Consider the following 15,341-nt stretch of genomic DNA (forward strand, 5'->3'; position numbering starts at 1 on the left):
GGCAAGGCCCCCGGCAGGAGGGCTGCGGCATGATGGGCGGCATGGAAACGCAGGCGCTGATCGAACTGACGCTGATCGCGCTTGCGGCGGGGGCCTTCGGCGGCGTGATCGCCGGGCTTCTGGGCGTGGGCGGCGGGATCGTGATCGTCCCGGCGCTGTATTTCGCGCTGTCGCTGACGGGGATGGATCCGGCGCTGACGATGCAGGTGGCGGTAGGGACGTCGCTCTCCACCATCGTCTTCACCTCGCTGTCCTCGGGGATCGGCCATCACCGGCGTGGGGCCATCGACACGGGCCTGCTGCGGCGCTGGGTGCCCTGGATCATCGTCGGCGTGATCCTGGGCTCGCTGGTCGGCGGCTATGTCTCGGGCTGGGTGCTGGTCGCGGTCTTCGCCACCATCGCGCTGTTCGTGGCGCTGGACATGATCCTGCGGAAACCCTCGGGCAATGTCGAGCCTCGCAGCTTCCCCGCCGCCGCCTGGGCCAGCTTCGGCGTCTTCGCGGGCGCGGTCTCGGCCATGATGGGGATCGGGGGCGGCACCGTCTGCGTGCCGCTGCTGAACTTCCTGGGCTACGACATCCGCCGCGCGGTCGGCACCTCGGCCGCCATCGGCTTTGTCATCGGCCTGCCGGGCGCGGTGATCTATGCCATGACGGGTCTCGGGCAGGAAGGTCTGCCGCCGCTCTCGCTGGGTTACGTCAACCTGTATCTCGCGGCCGTCATCATCCCGCTGTCCACCTGGCTTGCGGGTTACGGGGTGAAGCTTGCCCACAGCATCGACCGGCGCAAGCTGCGGATGGCCTTCGGGATCTTCCTGCTGCTGACCTCGATCAGGATGTGGATCGACCTTGCCGGCGCCTGACACCCAGACGCTCCCGCTCGAGGCGGCGCTGCGGGCGGAACTGCCCCGCATCGCCGACGAGGAGGGCCGCATCCCGCCCGAGCGCGACCTCGCCGCGCGCTTCGGCGTGGGCCGCACGCGGCTGCGCCGGGCGCTGGCGGCGCTGGAAGGCGACGGGCTTCTGTTCCGCCGCCACGGCCTGGGCACCTTCACGGTGCCGCCGCCGGTGCCGGGGACGGGGCTGAGAAGCCTTGCCCGCAGCGTCACCCCCGGCGACGTGATGGAGGTGCGGATGGAGGTCGAGCCGGCGCTGGCCGCGCTGGCTGCCGAGCGCGCCACGGCCGAGGACGCCCGCGCCCTGCGCGACCTCATGGCCAACACCCTGACCGCCCGCAGCCCCGAGGGCTACGAGATCGCCGACGCGATCTTCCACTTCCGCATTGCCGAACTGGCGCGGAACCCCCTGTTCCTGCGCGTCTATGATCAGATCCGGTCCATCCGCGAACAGTCGGACTGGGCCGCCTGGCGCGGCGACCGGCTGGACGCCGAGCGCATCCGGGAACTGGGCCAGCAGCACCAGGCCTTGGTGGACCACATCTCGGCCCATGACAGCGCCGGCGCCGCCCGCGCGATGGAGGGCCACCTGCTGAGCATCGCCCACCGGATGCGCCGCCGCCGCTGAACCGCTTCGGGCGGCCTTCCGCCTTCCTCCCTGCCGGATAACATTTGATCGGTTCCGCTTTTGCCGAATTCTGGTTACGGCTGCGGCGCGGCATAGTCGCCGGAAAGCAGGGCGGTTTTCCGGCGCGGGCTTCCGCGGACAGGCGCGATTGGATCGGAGCTCATTTCATTGCCGGGGTTCTTCATCTTCCACCCAGGGAAAAGCGCGAACGGTCCCGGATATCGACAAGATTCCCGCGCCCGCGTATCGCCCGGGCTCGGGCAGGGGGAACCCCGTGATGGCGGACTGGATGAAACGAGATAACGACGTCCGGTCCCCGGGCTTCCTTTCGGGCGGCGGCGAGCTTGGCGGGCGCATCCGGTCCCGCGACTGGTCCGGCACGCCCCTGGGTCCGATCGACGAATGGCCGCAGGTGCTGCGGCTGGCGCTGTCGATCTGCCTGGATTCCAGCTTTCCGACCGCGATCTACTGGGGCCGCGACCTTCGCCTGCTTTACAACGACGCCTGGTCGCCCATCCCGGGCGAGCGTCACCCGGCCTGTCTCGGCCAGCCGGCGGCCGAGGTCTGGTCCGACATCTGGGACGTCGTGGGGCCGCAGCTGGCGCGGGTGATGGAAACCGGCGAGGGCTTTTCCGCCTTCGACCAGATGCTGCCGATCATGCGCGGCGGCGTGCAGCAGGAAACCTACTGGAACTACAGCTTCACGCCCATCCGCGACGAGGACGGAACCGTCGTCGGCGTCTTCAACCAGGGCCACGAGACGACCGAGGGGATCGTCGCCCGCCGCAAGGCCGAGGCCGAGATCGAGCGGCTGGGGCGGCTGTTCGCCCAGGCCCCCAGCGTGAACGCCATTCTCCGCGGCCCGTCGCATGTCTTCGAGGTCGTCAACGCCCCCTTCGAGCGGCTGGTGGGCAAGACGAACCTCGAAGGAAAGCGGGTCGCCGACGCCTTGCCCGAGCTTGTCCCGCAGGGTTTCCTGGACCTGCTCGACCGCGTCTATGCCACGGGCGTGCCTTATGTCGGCCGCGCCATCCCCGTGACCTTCCAGGGCCTCGGGGGCGAGGCGCCGCAGGAACGCATCGTGGACTTCGTCTACCAGCCGCTGGCGGACCCCGGCGACCTGGGGCAGGGGATCTTCGTCCAGGCGACGGACGTGACCGACGTCCTGCGCGCCGAGGCCGCCCTGCGCGAAAGCGAGGCGAAATACGAGGCGATCGTGAACTCGATCGACCAGATGATCTGGTCGGCCCTGCCCAACGGCGACCACGACTACTTCAACGACCGCTGGTATGACTTCACGGGCGCGGCGCCCGGCTCGACCGATGGCGGCGGCTGGAAGGACATGTTCCACCCCGACGACCAGGAACGCGCCCGCGCGGCCTGGATGCACAGCGTCGCGACGGGCGAGCCTTATCACATCGAATACCGGCTGCGGCACCGTTCGGGGCGCTACCGCTGGGTCGTCGGGCGGGCGCATTGCGTGCGCGGCGAGGACGAGGCGATCACGCGCTGGTTCGGCACCTGCACCGACATCCACGACCTGAAGGAAGCGGAAGGAAAGCGCCAGCTTCTGCTGCGCGAGATGGATCACCGGGTGAAGAACCTGTTCTCGATCGCGCTGGGGATGATTTCCATGACGGCGCGCAGCGCGCCCTCGGTCCCGGCGATGGCCGAGGCGCTGCGGGGCCGGCTGACGGCGCTGGCGCGGGCGCATGACCTCATCCGCTCGGCCCTGGGCGGCCAGGTCGGGCAGGGGCAGAGCACGTCCCTGCGCGCGCTGATCGAGAAGATCGTGCAGCCGCATCTCGGCGCGCCCGGCGACCCGCGGATGTCCTTCGAGGGCCCCGCCATCACGCTGGGGGAAAGCGCCTCGGTGGGCCTTGCGCTGATCTTCCACGAGCTTGCGACCAACGCTGCCAAGTATGGCGCGCTGTCCACCGCCGAGGGCCGCATCGCCGTCACCTGGACGGTGTCGGAGGGCGAGCTGTCGCTGGACTGGGCCGAGGAGGTTGGCGGCGCCGGCATCACCCCGCCGAGCAGCCGGGGCTTCGGCAGCGAGCTTGCCCATGCAACCGCCTCGGACCAGCTTGGGGGCGGGATCGGGTTCGACTGGCAGCCGGGCGGGCTGATCGTCCACCTGTCCGCCGGGATGGACCAGCTGGCGCAGTGACGGCCCCGGGCGGCACCCCCCGTGCCGTCGGGCTTGCTCCACCGGGAAAGCCGCGCCAAGTTCAGCCTCAGGCCCCGGCGCAAGGGAATCGGACCCGGGCGTCACAACAAGGGGGGACCCCATGTGTCAGGTCTACGCAGGCCAGTGTCCCGAAAGCTATGAACCCGTCACCCGGCGACTGAGGCTCAGCGGCCATTCCACCAGCATCCGGCTGGAACGCAGCTTCTGGCGCATCCTCGACAGCATGGCCGCACGCGAGGGCATGACGACGCCCGCCTTCATCTCGCGCCTGCATGACGAGGTGCAGGACATCCAGGGGGAAACGCGCAACTTCGCCTCGCTTCTGCGCTGCGCCTGCCTGATCGAGACGCAGCAGGCGCGGAACACCCCGTTCGCCACCGCGGCCGAATAGGCCGAAACGTGAACCTGTAGTAACCTGCTACTGCCCGCCCCGCCGGACAGGCTGTAGTCTTGGGGAAACGGAAGAAGGGGAAGGGCACGATGGCCAAGGCGATCCATTCGATGATCCGGGTGCTGGACGAGGCGCGCTCGGTCGAGTTCTACGACCGGGCCTTCGGGCTGAAGGTCGAGACGCGGCTGGATTTCCCGGCTTTCACGCTGGTCTACCTGCGCAACCCGGAGGCCGATTTCGAGCTTGAGCTGACGATCAACAAGGACCGGACCGAGCCCTATGACCTGGGCGACGGCTACGGGCACCTGGCCTTCGTGGTGGACGAGCTGGAACCGGAACACGCGCGGCTGACGGAACTGGGCTATGCCCCGCGCAAGCTGGTGGACTTCGCCCCCGCGGGCGAGGTGATCGCCCGCTTCTTCTTCATTGCCGACCCGGACGGCTATCAGATCGAGGTGCTGCAGCGGCAAGGCCGCTATCGCTGAAGGCAAGGCCGCAGGGAGGCGGCCGGACCCAAGGGAGGAACAACATGAACAGGATCAACCGCGCCGGGATGACCCGGCGCGAGCTTCTGGCGCGCAGCGTCGCGGCAGGGGGCAGCCTTCTTGTCGGCGCAAGCTGGGTCACGGAACGCGGGGCCGCCTGGGCGCTGGAGGTGACGGCGCTGAAGCCCGAAACGATGGCGACGCTGGTGCAGATGGCGCGCGACATCTATCCCCACGACCGCATCCCCGACGACCGCTATGCCGTCGCCGTCAAGGGCTATGACACCGCCGAAAAGGCCCCCATGGTCGAGGCGGGCATCGCCGCGCTGGACGCCGCCGCGCAGGGACAGGGCCATCCGGGCTACCTCGGCGCCCTGTGGGAGGCCGAGCGCGTGGCCGTCCTGAGGACCATCGAGAAGGGCGAGTTCTTCCGCACGATCCGCGCGGGCCTGGTCACCGACCTCTATAACCAGAAGGAAATCTGGCCCCTTTTCGGCTATGAAGGGGAAAGCTTCAGCCACGGCGGCTATATCGACCGCGGCTTCAACGACATCGCCTGGCTGTAAGGGAGGGACCGGACCATGGCTGCTCCGTTCAGCAACACCGACGACAGCGTGGTCGTCATCATCGGCACCGGCGCGGGCGGCGGCACGCTTGCCAACGAGCTTGCGCAGAAGGGCATCTCCGTCGTGGCGCTGGAGGCCGGCGGCCGCTACCTGCCCGAGGATTACATCAACGACGAATGGGCAAGCTTCGCGCAGCTGGCCTGGCTGGACACCCGGCGGTCCGACGGCAGCTTCCGGCTGTCGCGGGACTTCGCGGGTCTGCCGTCCTGGATCGTCAAGGCGGTGGGCGGCACCACGACCCACTGGGCGGGCGCCTCGCTGCGCTTCCAGGAGCACGAATGGAAGGCGCTGACGACCTATGGCCGGGTGGACGGGGCGAGCCTTCTGGACTGGCCGATCGACGCGGCCGAGATGGATCCCTGGTACACCCTGGCCGAGGCCAAGATGGGCGTCACCCGCACCAACGGCCTGCCGGGCCTGCCGGGCAACAACAACTTCCTGGTGATGGAAAAGGGCGCCAAGGACGTCGGCTACAGGGAAGTCCACACCGGCCGCATGGCGATCAACTCGCTGGAATACGGCGGCCGCCAGGCCTGCCAGCAGACGGGCTTCTGCTTCCAGGGCTGCAAGTGGGGCGCCAAGTGGTCCACCGCCTATACCGAGATCCCCTTGGGCGAGGAGACCGGCAACCTGGAAGTGCGCGAACGCTGCCACGCGGCGCGGATCGAGCATGACGACACCGGAAAGGTCACGGGCGTCGTTTATTTCGACAAGGACGGGGTGGAACAGCGGCAGGCGGCGCGGATCGTCTGCGTGGCGGGCAACACCATCGAAAGCCCGCGGCTGCTGCTGAACTCGGCCTCGTCGATGTTCCCCGACGGGCTGGCCAATTCCTCGGGGCAGGTCGGGCGCAACTACATGCGCCATGTCACCGGCTCGGTCTACAGCATCTTCGAGCATCCCGTGCGGATGTGGCGCGGCACCACCATGGCCGGGATCATGCAGGACGAGGCGCGCCACGATCCCTCGCGCGGCTTCGTCGCGGGCTATGAACTGGAAACGCTGTCGCTGGGGCTGCCCTTCATGGCGGCCTTCCTCGATCCCGGCGCCTGGGGGCGCGAGTTCACGAGCGCGCTCGACGGCTACGAGAACATGGCCGGCATGTGGATCGTGGGCGAGGACATGCCCCAGGAAACCAACCGCATCACGGTGGACACGGCCGTTCTGGACCAGTTCGGCCTGCCGACGCCGGTGGTCCATTACGACGACCACCCGAACGACGTGGCGATGCGCAACCACGCCTATGAGCGCGGCATCGCGATCCACAGGGCCGCCGGGGCCGTGCGGTCGCTGCCGACGCCGCCCTATCCGTCCACCCACAACATCGGCACGAACCGGATGTCGGACAACCCGCGCGACGGGGTGGTGAACCGCTGGGGGCAGTCCCACGACATCCCCAACCTGTTCGTGTCGGACGGCTCGCAGTTCACGACCGGGGCGGCCGAGAACCCGACCCTGACCATCGTGGCGCTGGCGATCCGCCAGGCCGACCACATCGCCCGCGAGATGGGCGCGGGCAACCTGTGACGCGCGGCGGGGGGCCTGTTCCCCCGTCCTTTCCACCAGCCTTCGAAGGGGTTTCAGGATGAGGTTTCTGTTCCCGGTCGTCGCGGCGGCCAGCATCGCGGCCCCGGCCCTTGCGCAGGAGGCCGCGCCCGATGTCGCGGCCCGGCTCGAGGCCATGACCTGCCGCGAGTTCCTGGCCCTTGACGCGGACGGCCAGGCCACGGTCAAGGCGGCGATGCTGGCCTATGCCTCGGGCGATTCCGTACCGGACACGCCCCTGCCCGCGCCGGGCGCCGGGCGCCAGGTCGTCGAGGACCGGACCGGCGTGCCCGAAACCGCGGCGGCCGAGGCGGCGCCCGAGACCGGGACCAAAGGCGGCACCGGCGCCCCCGAGGTCGTCGCGGGCGAGAACGAAAGCGGCAAGGTCACCCCCGACGGGACCGAGGTATCCGTCACCGACGAGGGCGGCGACCGCCGGCTGCTCGCCATGCGGACCTCCTGCGAGGGCGGCCCGGATGCCCTGGCGCTGAACGCGCTGCGGGCGGCCTTCGGGAACAGCCTGTGACAGCCGCCCGTCCCGGTACGCGCCTGAACGGGGCGGGAACCGGGACCGGGGCCGGAGGCGGGGACGCCCTCGCACCGCCGTCGCCGGGCAGGGTCCGCCTCGTCGCGCCCCTGTCCGCAGTCTCGCGCAGATCCATCCGGGAGGAGTTCCAGCCATGTCACATCGCCTGACCGTCGCCGCCTGTCTTGCCCTGCCGCTGCTGGCCGGAACCGCCTGGGCCCAGGGCGCGCCCCAGACCGTCGGGGTCGGGGTCGAGGGCACCGTGGTCGAGGTGCCCGTCGATCTGGCCGCCCGCGCCTGCGGCGTCAGCGCCGAGACGCTGCTTCAGCAATGGGAGGAACTCGACACGCAGATGGCGACCATGGCGGCGACCTCGGTCGCGGCGGATGCCACCGACCTTGCGCCCGTGGCCTCGCCCGAGGACACGCAGCGCGCCTCGGGCGTGGGTCCCACCGAGCAGCCGGTCCCGAGCGCGGACCCCTCGGGAACGCAGGCGCTGGCCGAAACGCAGGCCGGGCCTTCGGCGGGCGACCAGACCAGCGCGGCGGTGGCGGGCGCCAGCGGCGACCTGTCCCCGGTGGTCGAGGCCGCCGCGCCCGACGCCAGCGCCGCCGAGAACCCGCAGAAGGCGCTGGAAGGGGACGCCGCCCCCGCCGAGGGCACGGCCCTGTCCAAGGCCGCCGTCTGCCAGATCGACGCGGCCAGGGCGGCCGAACTGGGGATCGAGACGCCCCGCTGACCCCATCCCTGCGGCGCGGCCCGCAAGAGCTGATGCTGCCGCCTTCGTTGACGGCGGCAAGCCGGGGCGTGGCCGGATAAAGAATGGCCCGCGCCATGCCCGGTCAGGGGTTCCGCACGCTCGCGCCCACCGTCTCGAAGGCTCCGCACATCGGCGCCCGTCTTCCGCAGGTCGTCCGGGCGGAAGCCGTGGCGCAGGACGTGTTCACCAGAGAGGGCAGCCCCCAGGTCGCACACCGCCAGCACCCGCCCGGGTCCGGTCGCGGCGCGGCTTCCCCGGCACCGGCCATGCCGCGGGAGCGTGAACCATATCCTCTCCCTGCCGTTGTAACGGGCAAGACAGACTGCCAGGGAAGGCCCAGGGACTCTTGCAACGCTTCATCATCAACCCGCCCGTCTTCATCGGCGCCGTGGCGCTCACGGGGCTGTTCGTGGCCGTCGGCGCCTTCCTGCCGGGACAGGCCGAGGTCATCTTCGCCGCCGTGCAGGGCTGGACACTGGCCTCCTTCGGCTGGCTCTACCTGCTGGCCGTGGCGGTGTTCCTGGGGGCGGTCGTCTTCTTCGCGGCCAGCCGGTACGGCAACATCAAGCTGGGGCCGGACGAATCCACGCCGGATTTCCGCTATCTGTCCTGGTGCGCGATGCTGTTCGCCGCCGGCATGGGCATCGGGCTGATGTATTTTGGCGTGGGCGAGCCGATGACACATTACGCGGCCCCGCCCGACGCCGAGCCCATGACCGTCGCCGCGCAGCGCCAGGCGATGACCGTGACCTTCTTCCACTACGGGCTGCACGCCTGGGCGATCTATGCCGTGGTCGGGCTGTCGCTGGCCTACTTCGGCCACCGCTACAACCTGCCGCTGACGATCCGGTCCGGCCTTTATCCGCTGCTGAAGGAACGCATCAACGGCCCCATCGGGCATGCCGTGGACATCTTCGCCATCTGCGGGACGCTGTTCGGGGTCGCGACCTCGATGGGCTTCGGCGTGCTGCAGATCAACGCGGGGCTCGAGCATCTTTTCGGCCTTCCCAACAACGTCCTGGTGCAGCTGACCCTGATCGCGATCGTCACCGCGGCGGCCACGGTCTCGGTCGTGACGGGGGTGGACAAGGGCGTCCGCATCCTCAGCGAGCTGAACCTCGTGATGGCGGTCCTGCTGATGCTCTTCGTGCTGGCGGTGGGGCCGACGGGGCTGCTGATGCGCGATTTCGTGCAGAACATCGGCTTCTACCTCGACAGCTTCCTGCTGCGGACCTTCAACATCTATGCCTATGAGCCGCGGCCCTGGATCGACGCCTGGACGCTGTTCTACTGGTCCTGGTGGATTTCCTGGTCGCCCTTCGTGGGGATGTTCATCGCCCGCATCTCGCGCGGGCGGACGGTGCGGGAATTCGTGGTGGCCGTGCTCTGCGTCCCGGTGGGCTTCACCTTCATCTGGATGACGGTCTTCGGGAACACGGCGCTGTTTCTGGACACGACCGTCGCGGATGGGGCGCTGTCCGCCGCCGTCGCCGCCGACATGTCGGTCGCGCTGTTCCAGTTCTTCGAATACCTGCCGCTGCCCGCCGTCACCTCGGCCCTCGCCGTGGCGCTGATCTCGGTGTTCTTCGTGACCTCCTGCGACTCGGGCTCGCTGGTGGTGGACACCATCGCGGCGGGCGGGCGCACCGACACCTCGGCCCTGCAGAGGGTCTTCTGGTGCGCGCTGGAAGGCGTGGTCGCGGGCGTCCTGCTGGTGGCGGGCGGGCTTGGCGCGCTGCAATCGGCGACGATCGCCACGGCGCTGCCCTTCACGCTGATCATGCTGGCGCTGATCTGGGCCTTGGCCAAGGGAATGCGGGCGGACGTGGCGCAATACCAGATGGGCCGCGACCTCACTGCCCGGCGGGCCGAGCCTGCCGCGGGACCGTCCTGGGAAAGGCGGCTGGCCATGATGCTGGACGCGCCCACGCAGGCCGCGGTCCGGACGCATATCGACCGCACCATCCTGCCCGCCCTGCGCGAGGTCGCGGCCGAGCTGAAGCGGCGGGGCCTCGACGCGGGCGTCGCCTTCGGGGATGGCGAGGAGACGGCGGTGCTGAAGGTGCCCTCGCCCAACAGCCGCGACTTCGTCTATGGCGTGCAGCCGGCCAGCCGCGCGGTCGCCGCCTTCACCCTGCCCGAGGCCACCGACCCCGAGATGCGCCACGAGGCGCGCACCTTCTTCAGCGATGGCAGCCAGGGCTATGACCTGATGGGCATGACCCGCGACCAGATCATCTCGGACGTGCTGGTGCAGTTCGAGCGCTACCTGCAGCTTGTCCGCCTGCCCGAGACCGCCCTGCTGGTCGGCGCGCCCGAGCACGCGCCCGAAGCGCCGCCCAGGGACCCCGGTCCCCGTTGATCCCGGCCGCGCTTCGGGGTCTGATCCGCGTGGCGGCCCCGGACCCCGGCGAAGGATGCGACGCATGACCAAGGACGGCTTTCTGCCGAGACTCGCGCTGGTGACGCTTGCGGCGATCCTGGTGATCCTGGTCTGGCGCGGGTTTCCCCTGCTGGAGCGGGCCCTTCAGGGACCGGTGGACGAGCCCCGCGCCGTCGCGCCCCGCGGGGATCTGGCGGGGGTCGAGCAGACCACCATCGCCATCTTCGAGAATGCCCGCGACAGCGTCGTCTCGATCACCACCGAAAGCCGCGTCGTCGATTTCTGGACGCGGAACGCCTATGACGTCCCGCGCGGCAGCGGCTCGGGCTTCATCTGGGACGCGCAGGGCCATGTGGTGACGAACAACCACGTCATCGAGGGCGCGACCGGCGCGCTGGTGCGGCTGGCCGACGGCCGCGCCTATCCCGCCCGGCTGGTGGGCGCGGCCCCTGAACACGACCTGGCCGTCCTGCGCATCGACGCGGGCGCCGAGACGCCGCTGCCCGTGTCCGTGGGCGTCAGCGAGGACCTGCGCGTGGGCCAGAGCGTCTTTGCCATCGGCAACCCCTTCGGGCTGGACTGGACGCTGACGACCGGCATCGTCTCGGCCCTGGACCGGGAACTTCCGGGCGCGCGGGGCCGGGCGATCCGGGGGCTCATCCAGACGGATGCGGCGATCAACCCTGGAAACTCGGGCGGTCCTCTGCTGGACAGCGGGGGGCGGCTGATCGGGGTCAACACGGCGATCTACAGCCCCTCGGGGTCAAGCGCGGGGATCGGCTTCGCGGTGCCCGTGGACACGGTGAACCGCGTGGTGCCGCAGCTGATCGCGACGGGCCGCTATGCGCCGCCCACCCTGGGCGTCGCGCATGACCCGCGCGGCGACGCCCTGCTCAGGCGCGCCGGGATCGAGGGGGTGATGGTGCTGGAGGTCACGCCCGACAGCCCCGCCGCCGCGGCCGGGCTGCGGCCTGCGCGGATCACCCCCGACGGGCGGCTGGCGCTGGGGGACGTGATCCGGTCCCTTGACGGCGCGGCGATCGAGGATTCCGAGGACCTGCGCTCGGCCCTCGACCAGCGGCGGGCGGGCGAGACGGTCGCGCTCGGCCTTCTGCGCGAGGGCCGCGAGGCCGAGGTCACGGTGACGCTGGCCGCCGGGCAGTGACGGCCGGCCATATTGCCCCTGCCGCGTCCGTTTCCTGACGCCGGGCGGGAAGGTCGCCCGCGAGATACGGTCGAATTCCGGGATGCCCTGGACGCGCGGGCGGTTTTCCGGGTTTTTCAGGGACATCGGTGGAAGAGGATACCCGTCATTCTCTGGAAAAGTCGAATTTCACGGGCGTTCGTTTTTCATGGGCATGATTATCGAACCCCGCCGGAGCTTCCTTAATAGAGGCGCCAGAGCAACAATTGCGCTGAAACCTGCCGAGTGAAGTTCCGGGTCACATTCCGGCTACCCTCAGCCCGCCCGAGTCATGCTAAGCAGCAGTCACGAGCGGTCGGCAATCACGCCTGTATCCGCAAGAGGGTGAACAGTCTTTCAGGAGAAAAGGCAGGCCGGAGCCCCGACGGGATCGCGCTGCAGGACCTTTGCCCCGGTGCCGGATCGGCGCTTGGGAAAGCCCGTGCGCGGCGACAGGGGCAAGCGGCGAACCACCGGCATGAAGCGGAAACAAATCACGTTAATTTTTATCAAGAGCCGCATTGCCATTCATATTGATTTTGCAAGATATCGCCAAATATAGAGGCCACGACACGGAATTATCCTCCCGTAAAGGAGACGGGAGAAACCTGGGGAGACTGACCTGATGAATGGGAAGGAAGATAAGACTAATTCGTCTGAAGTTCTGGAAAGAATGAGCCTCGGCGAGCTGAAGGAACTGCGAAAGAAGCTGGACCGTGCCATCTCGAATTACGAGACGCGAAAGCGGCAGCAGGCGCTTTCGGCGCTGGAGCAGGCGGCCCGGGACCACGGGTTCAAGCTGTCGGAACTGATATCCGATCGCCCGTCGGGCAGGTCGAAGAGCAAGGCGGGCGAGGCCGAATCAAGCGGGCCGCCGGCCTATGTGAATCCCGACAATCCCGAACAGACCTGGAGCGGCCGGGGACGCCGACCCCGCTGGGTCCATGACGCCCTGGAGGCGGGCCGGACGCTGGAGGAGATGGCCGCCTGAAAGACGGCGCGCCTTTCTCGCAGTGCGGCTGCCTTGCAGGGGCCGTTCGGCGGGGGGCCTTGCATGAAAGGCCTTCGCCGCGTTCGGTGCCTCGTTGAGGGACAGGGCAGGGGCTCGGCGCATGACGCCGGAAGGGGGCGCTGTTGCCCATCGTTCCGGCTGATGCAACGCTGCCCGCATGGGTGAACTGGAATCCATCCGCGTCTTCCTGGCCGTTGTCGAGCAGCAGAGCTTCGCAGGCGCCGCGCGGCAGCTTGGCCTGACGCCGGCCTCGGTCACGCGCACCATCGCGGGGCTCGAGAACCGGCTGGGCGTGCAGCTTCTGGTGCGGACCACGCGGCAGGTCTCGCTGACCTCGGCGGGGGCGGTCTATGCCGCCCGCGTGGCGCCGCTGGCCGAGGCGCTGACCCGAGCCGCGCAGGAAACGCGCGAGGCGCAGGGCATCGCCTCGGGACTGGTCCGCGTCAGCGCGCCCATGTCGCTGGGGCTGCGGGTGCTGCCTGCCGTGCTGTCGCGCTTTGCCGGGCTTTACCCGCAGACGCATGTGGCGCTGAACCTGTCGGACAGCTTCGTCGACATCGTCGAGGAGGATTACGACCTCGCCATCCGCATCTCGGGCCCGCCCGGCGACAAGTCCACCATCTGGCGCAAGATCTGTCCCGTGCCGCGCGCGCTGGTCGCAGCGCCCGGCTATCTGCGCGTCCAGGGCACTCCGCAGGACCCCGCCGACCTGGCCGGGCACGCCTGCCTGGGCTATCGCGCCGATGCCCGCGACGAGGTCTGGGAGCTGTCGAAGGGCAGCACCCGCCGCAGCCACCGCGCGGCCGGGCGCTTCGGCGCCAACAACGGCGACGTGCTGGCGCGGCTGGCCCTGAACGGCGAGGGCATCGCCCTTCTGCCCCGCTTCATCGTCGAGGAGGACCTGGCTGCGGGCCGTCTGGCCGAGGTCCTGCCCGGTTGGTCCGCGCCCGAGATCTGGCTGACGCTCTATTACCCGCCCTACGAACGGCTGCCGCTGAAGGTCGCCGCCTTCTCGGATGTCTTCGAGGCCCATATCCGCGAGGCTTGTCCCCTCTGACCGCAGGATCATTGCGCAGAACGCAATGATCAATGCCGGCTGCCGGCCGTTCTGCCCGTCCCGCCGCGCCCTTATCTTGGGACCAAGGAAACGATGCACTTGCGGAGGCAGCCATGCTGAACGACATCAAGGGCCTGCACCACGTCACCTCGATGGCGGCGGAGGCGCAACAGAACAACGACTTCTTCACGCACACGCTCGGCCTGCGCCGGGTCAAGAAGACCGTGAACTTCGACGCGCCGCACGTGTATCACCTGTATTACGGGGACGAGACGGGCTCGGCCGGCACGGTCATGACCTATTTCCCCTTTCCGCATATCCGCCGTGGCCGCCCCGGCACGGGCGAGGTGTCGGAAACCCTGTTCTCGGTCCCGCGCGGTTCGCTCGGCTACTGGAAGGACCGCTTCGCCGCGCAAGGCGTGGGTGTTCTCGGGGAAGAGGAGCATTTCGGCGAAAGGCGCCTGCGCTTCCAGGGTCCGGACGGTGACGGCTTCGCGCTGGTCGAGGTCGCGGACGACCCCCGCGCCCCCTGGACGGGCGGCCCGGTGCCCGCCGCCGAGGGCGTGCACGGCTTCCGCGGCGTCAGCCTGCGGCTGCGCGACGCCGGCGCCACGGCCGAGCTGCTGCGCTTCATGGGCTATCAGGAGGCGGAACGGCACGGCGGGATCACCCGCTTCGCCATCAACGGCAACGGTGCCGATGTCATCGACGTGGAAACGCTGGCCGAGGCCGAGCCTGCCCGTCAGGGCGCGGGGTCCGTCCACCATGTCGCCTTCGCCGTCGAGAACCGCGAGGCGCAGCTGCGCGTCCGCAAGGCCCTGATGGACACGGGCTACAACGTGACCCCGGTGATCGACCGCGACTATTTCTGGGCGATCTACTTCCGCACCCCGGGCGGCGTGTTGTTCGAGGTCGCGACCAACGAGCCCGGCTTCGACCGCGACGAGGATACCGCGCACCTGGGCCAGGCGCTGAAGCTGCCCCGCCAGCACGCCCACCTGCGGCCCCGGCTGGAACAGATGCTGCCCGAGATCAGGGACTGACACCCATGTCGCTTGATCTTTACCATCACCTTGCCCGGCCCGGTGCGCCGGATGCGCCGCTGGTCTTCGCCTTCCACGGCACCGGCGGGGACGAACACCAGTTCACCGGCCTGATCGGGCAGATCCTGCCCGGCGCCGGGATCGTCGCCCCGCGCGGGGACGTGTCCGAACGTGGCGCGAGCCGCTTCTTCCGCCGCCGGGCGGAAGGCGTCTATGACATGGAGGACCTGCGCGCCCGAACCGGGCGGATGACCGCCTTCCTGCGCGCCCATGTGCAGGCGAACCCTGGCCGTCCCGTCTTTGCCATGGGCTATTCGAACGGGGCGAACATCCTCGCCTCGGTGATGTTCGAGGCGTCGGACCTGTTCGACCGCGTGGTGCTGATGCACCCGCTGATCCCCTGGACACCAAGGGAGCAGCCGGGGCTGGCGGGCCGGCAGGTGCTGGTGACCGCCGGCCGCCGCGACCCGATCTGCCCCCTGCCGCAGACCAAGGCGCTGGCAGGCTGGCTGCGGGCGCAGGGCGCCGCGCTCGAGCTTGTGCTGAGCGACGGCGGGCACGAGATCACGGCGCCCGAACTGAACGCGGTGGCGGGCTTCCTGCGCCGCTGACGGG

15 protein-coding genes are annotated in these 15,341 nt (G+C 69.5%); all 15 read left to right on the forward strand.

From position 1 onward, the window contains the following. The first annotated feature begins 32 nt into the window (after positions 1-32). The 15 genes from BLQ03_RS13100 (at position 33) to BLQ03_RS13170 (ending at position 15,337) form a co-directional block, all read left to right on the forward strand. The gene (locus BLQ03_RS13100) at positions 33-863 is read left to right on the forward strand and encodes a sulfite exporter TauE/SafE family protein (RefSeq protein ID WP_090756833.1); all 831 of its coding nucleotides are present in this window, start codon (positions 33-35) and stop codon (positions 861-863) included. Further along, entirely contained in the window at positions 850-1,524 is a 675-nt protein-coding gene (locus BLQ03_RS13105; RefSeq protein ID WP_090756780.1) for a FadR/GntR family transcriptional regulator, read from the forward strand. Before BLQ03_RS13100 ends, BLQ03_RS13105 begins: the two co-directional genes overlap by 14 nt. 277 nt (positions 1,525-1,801) lie before the next feature. Beyond that, entirely contained in the window at positions 1,802-3,694 is a 1,893-nt protein-coding gene (locus tag BLQ03_RS13110; RefSeq protein WP_245688903.1) for a PAS domain-containing sensor histidine kinase, read from the forward strand. A gap of 121 nt (positions 3,695-3,815) precedes the next feature. Beyond that, complete coding sequence (locus BLQ03_RS13115) at positions 3,816-4,106, forward strand: ribbon-helix-helix domain-containing protein (protein WP_090756781.1); 291 nt, start codon at positions 3,816-3,818, stop codon at positions 4,104-4,106. 89 nt (positions 4,107-4,195) lie between these two features. Beyond that, positions 4,196-4,591, forward strand: coding sequence for a VOC family protein (locus BLQ03_RS13120; RefSeq protein ID WP_090756782.1), 396 nt, complete (start codon positions 4,196-4,198; stop codon positions 4,589-4,591). A gap of 44 nt (positions 4,592-4,635) precedes the next feature. Then, positions 4,636-5,157: a Twin-arginine translocation pathway signal gene (locus BLQ03_RS13125; protein WP_090756783.1), complete on the forward strand. Its 522-nt coding sequence runs from the start codon at positions 4,636-4,638 to the stop codon at positions 5,155-5,157. 15 nt (positions 5,158-5,172) lie between these two features. Beyond that, complete coding sequence (locus BLQ03_RS13130; protein ID WP_090756784.1) at positions 5,173-6,744, forward strand: GMC family oxidoreductase; 1,572 nt, start codon at positions 5,173-5,175, stop codon at positions 6,742-6,744. 58 nt (positions 6,745-6,802) lie between these two features. Beyond that, positions 6,803-7,288: an HdeA/HdeB family chaperone gene (locus BLQ03_RS13135; protein ID WP_090756785.1), complete on the forward strand. Its 486-nt coding sequence runs from the start codon at positions 6,803-6,805 to the stop codon at positions 7,286-7,288. Positions 7,289-7,442: 154 nt separating this feature from the next. Continuing rightward, the gene (locus BLQ03_RS13140) at positions 7,443-8,027 is read left to right on the forward strand and encodes a hypothetical protein (RefSeq protein ID WP_090756786.1); all 585 of its coding nucleotides are present in this window, start codon (positions 7,443-7,445) and stop codon (positions 8,025-8,027) included. Between the two features lie 367 nt (positions 8,028-8,394). Continuing rightward, on the forward strand, positions 8,395-10,410 hold the full coding sequence (locus tag BLQ03_RS13145) for a BCCT family transporter (RefSeq protein WP_090756787.1): 2,016 nt from the start codon (positions 8,395-8,397) through the stop codon (positions 10,408-10,410). A 64-nt stretch (positions 10,411-10,474) separates the two neighbouring features. Then, a complete protein-coding gene (locus tag BLQ03_RS13150; RefSeq protein WP_090756788.1) occupies positions 10,475-11,596 on the forward strand; it encodes a S1C family serine protease in 1,122 nt (373 codons plus the stop codon). 643 nt (positions 11,597-12,239) lie between these two features. Next, positions 12,240-12,605, forward strand: a complete 366-nt coding sequence (locus BLQ03_RS13155; RefSeq protein WP_090756789.1) for an H-NS histone family protein — start codon at positions 12,240-12,242, stop codon at positions 12,603-12,605. Positions 12,606-12,783: 178 nt separating this feature from the next. Then, a complete protein-coding gene (locus BLQ03_RS13160; protein WP_090756790.1) occupies positions 12,784-13,683 on the forward strand; it encodes a LysR family transcriptional regulator in 900 nt (299 codons plus the stop codon). Positions 13,684-13,796: 113 nt separating this feature from the next. Next, a complete protein-coding gene (locus tag BLQ03_RS13165; protein WP_090756791.1) occupies positions 13,797-14,726 on the forward strand; it encodes a VOC family protein in 930 nt (309 codons plus the stop codon). 5 nt (positions 14,727-14,731) lie between these two features. Next, complete coding sequence (locus tag BLQ03_RS13170; RefSeq protein WP_090756792.1) at positions 14,732-15,337, forward strand: alpha/beta hydrolase; 606 nt, start codon at positions 14,732-14,734, stop codon at positions 15,335-15,337. The last annotated feature ends 4 nt before the right edge of the window (positions 15,338-15,341 follow it).

The organism is Paracoccus chinensis (genome assembly GCF_900102885.1).
GTDB lineage: Bacteria > Pseudomonadota > Alphaproteobacteria > Rhodobacterales > Rhodobacteraceae > Paracoccus > Paracoccus chinensis.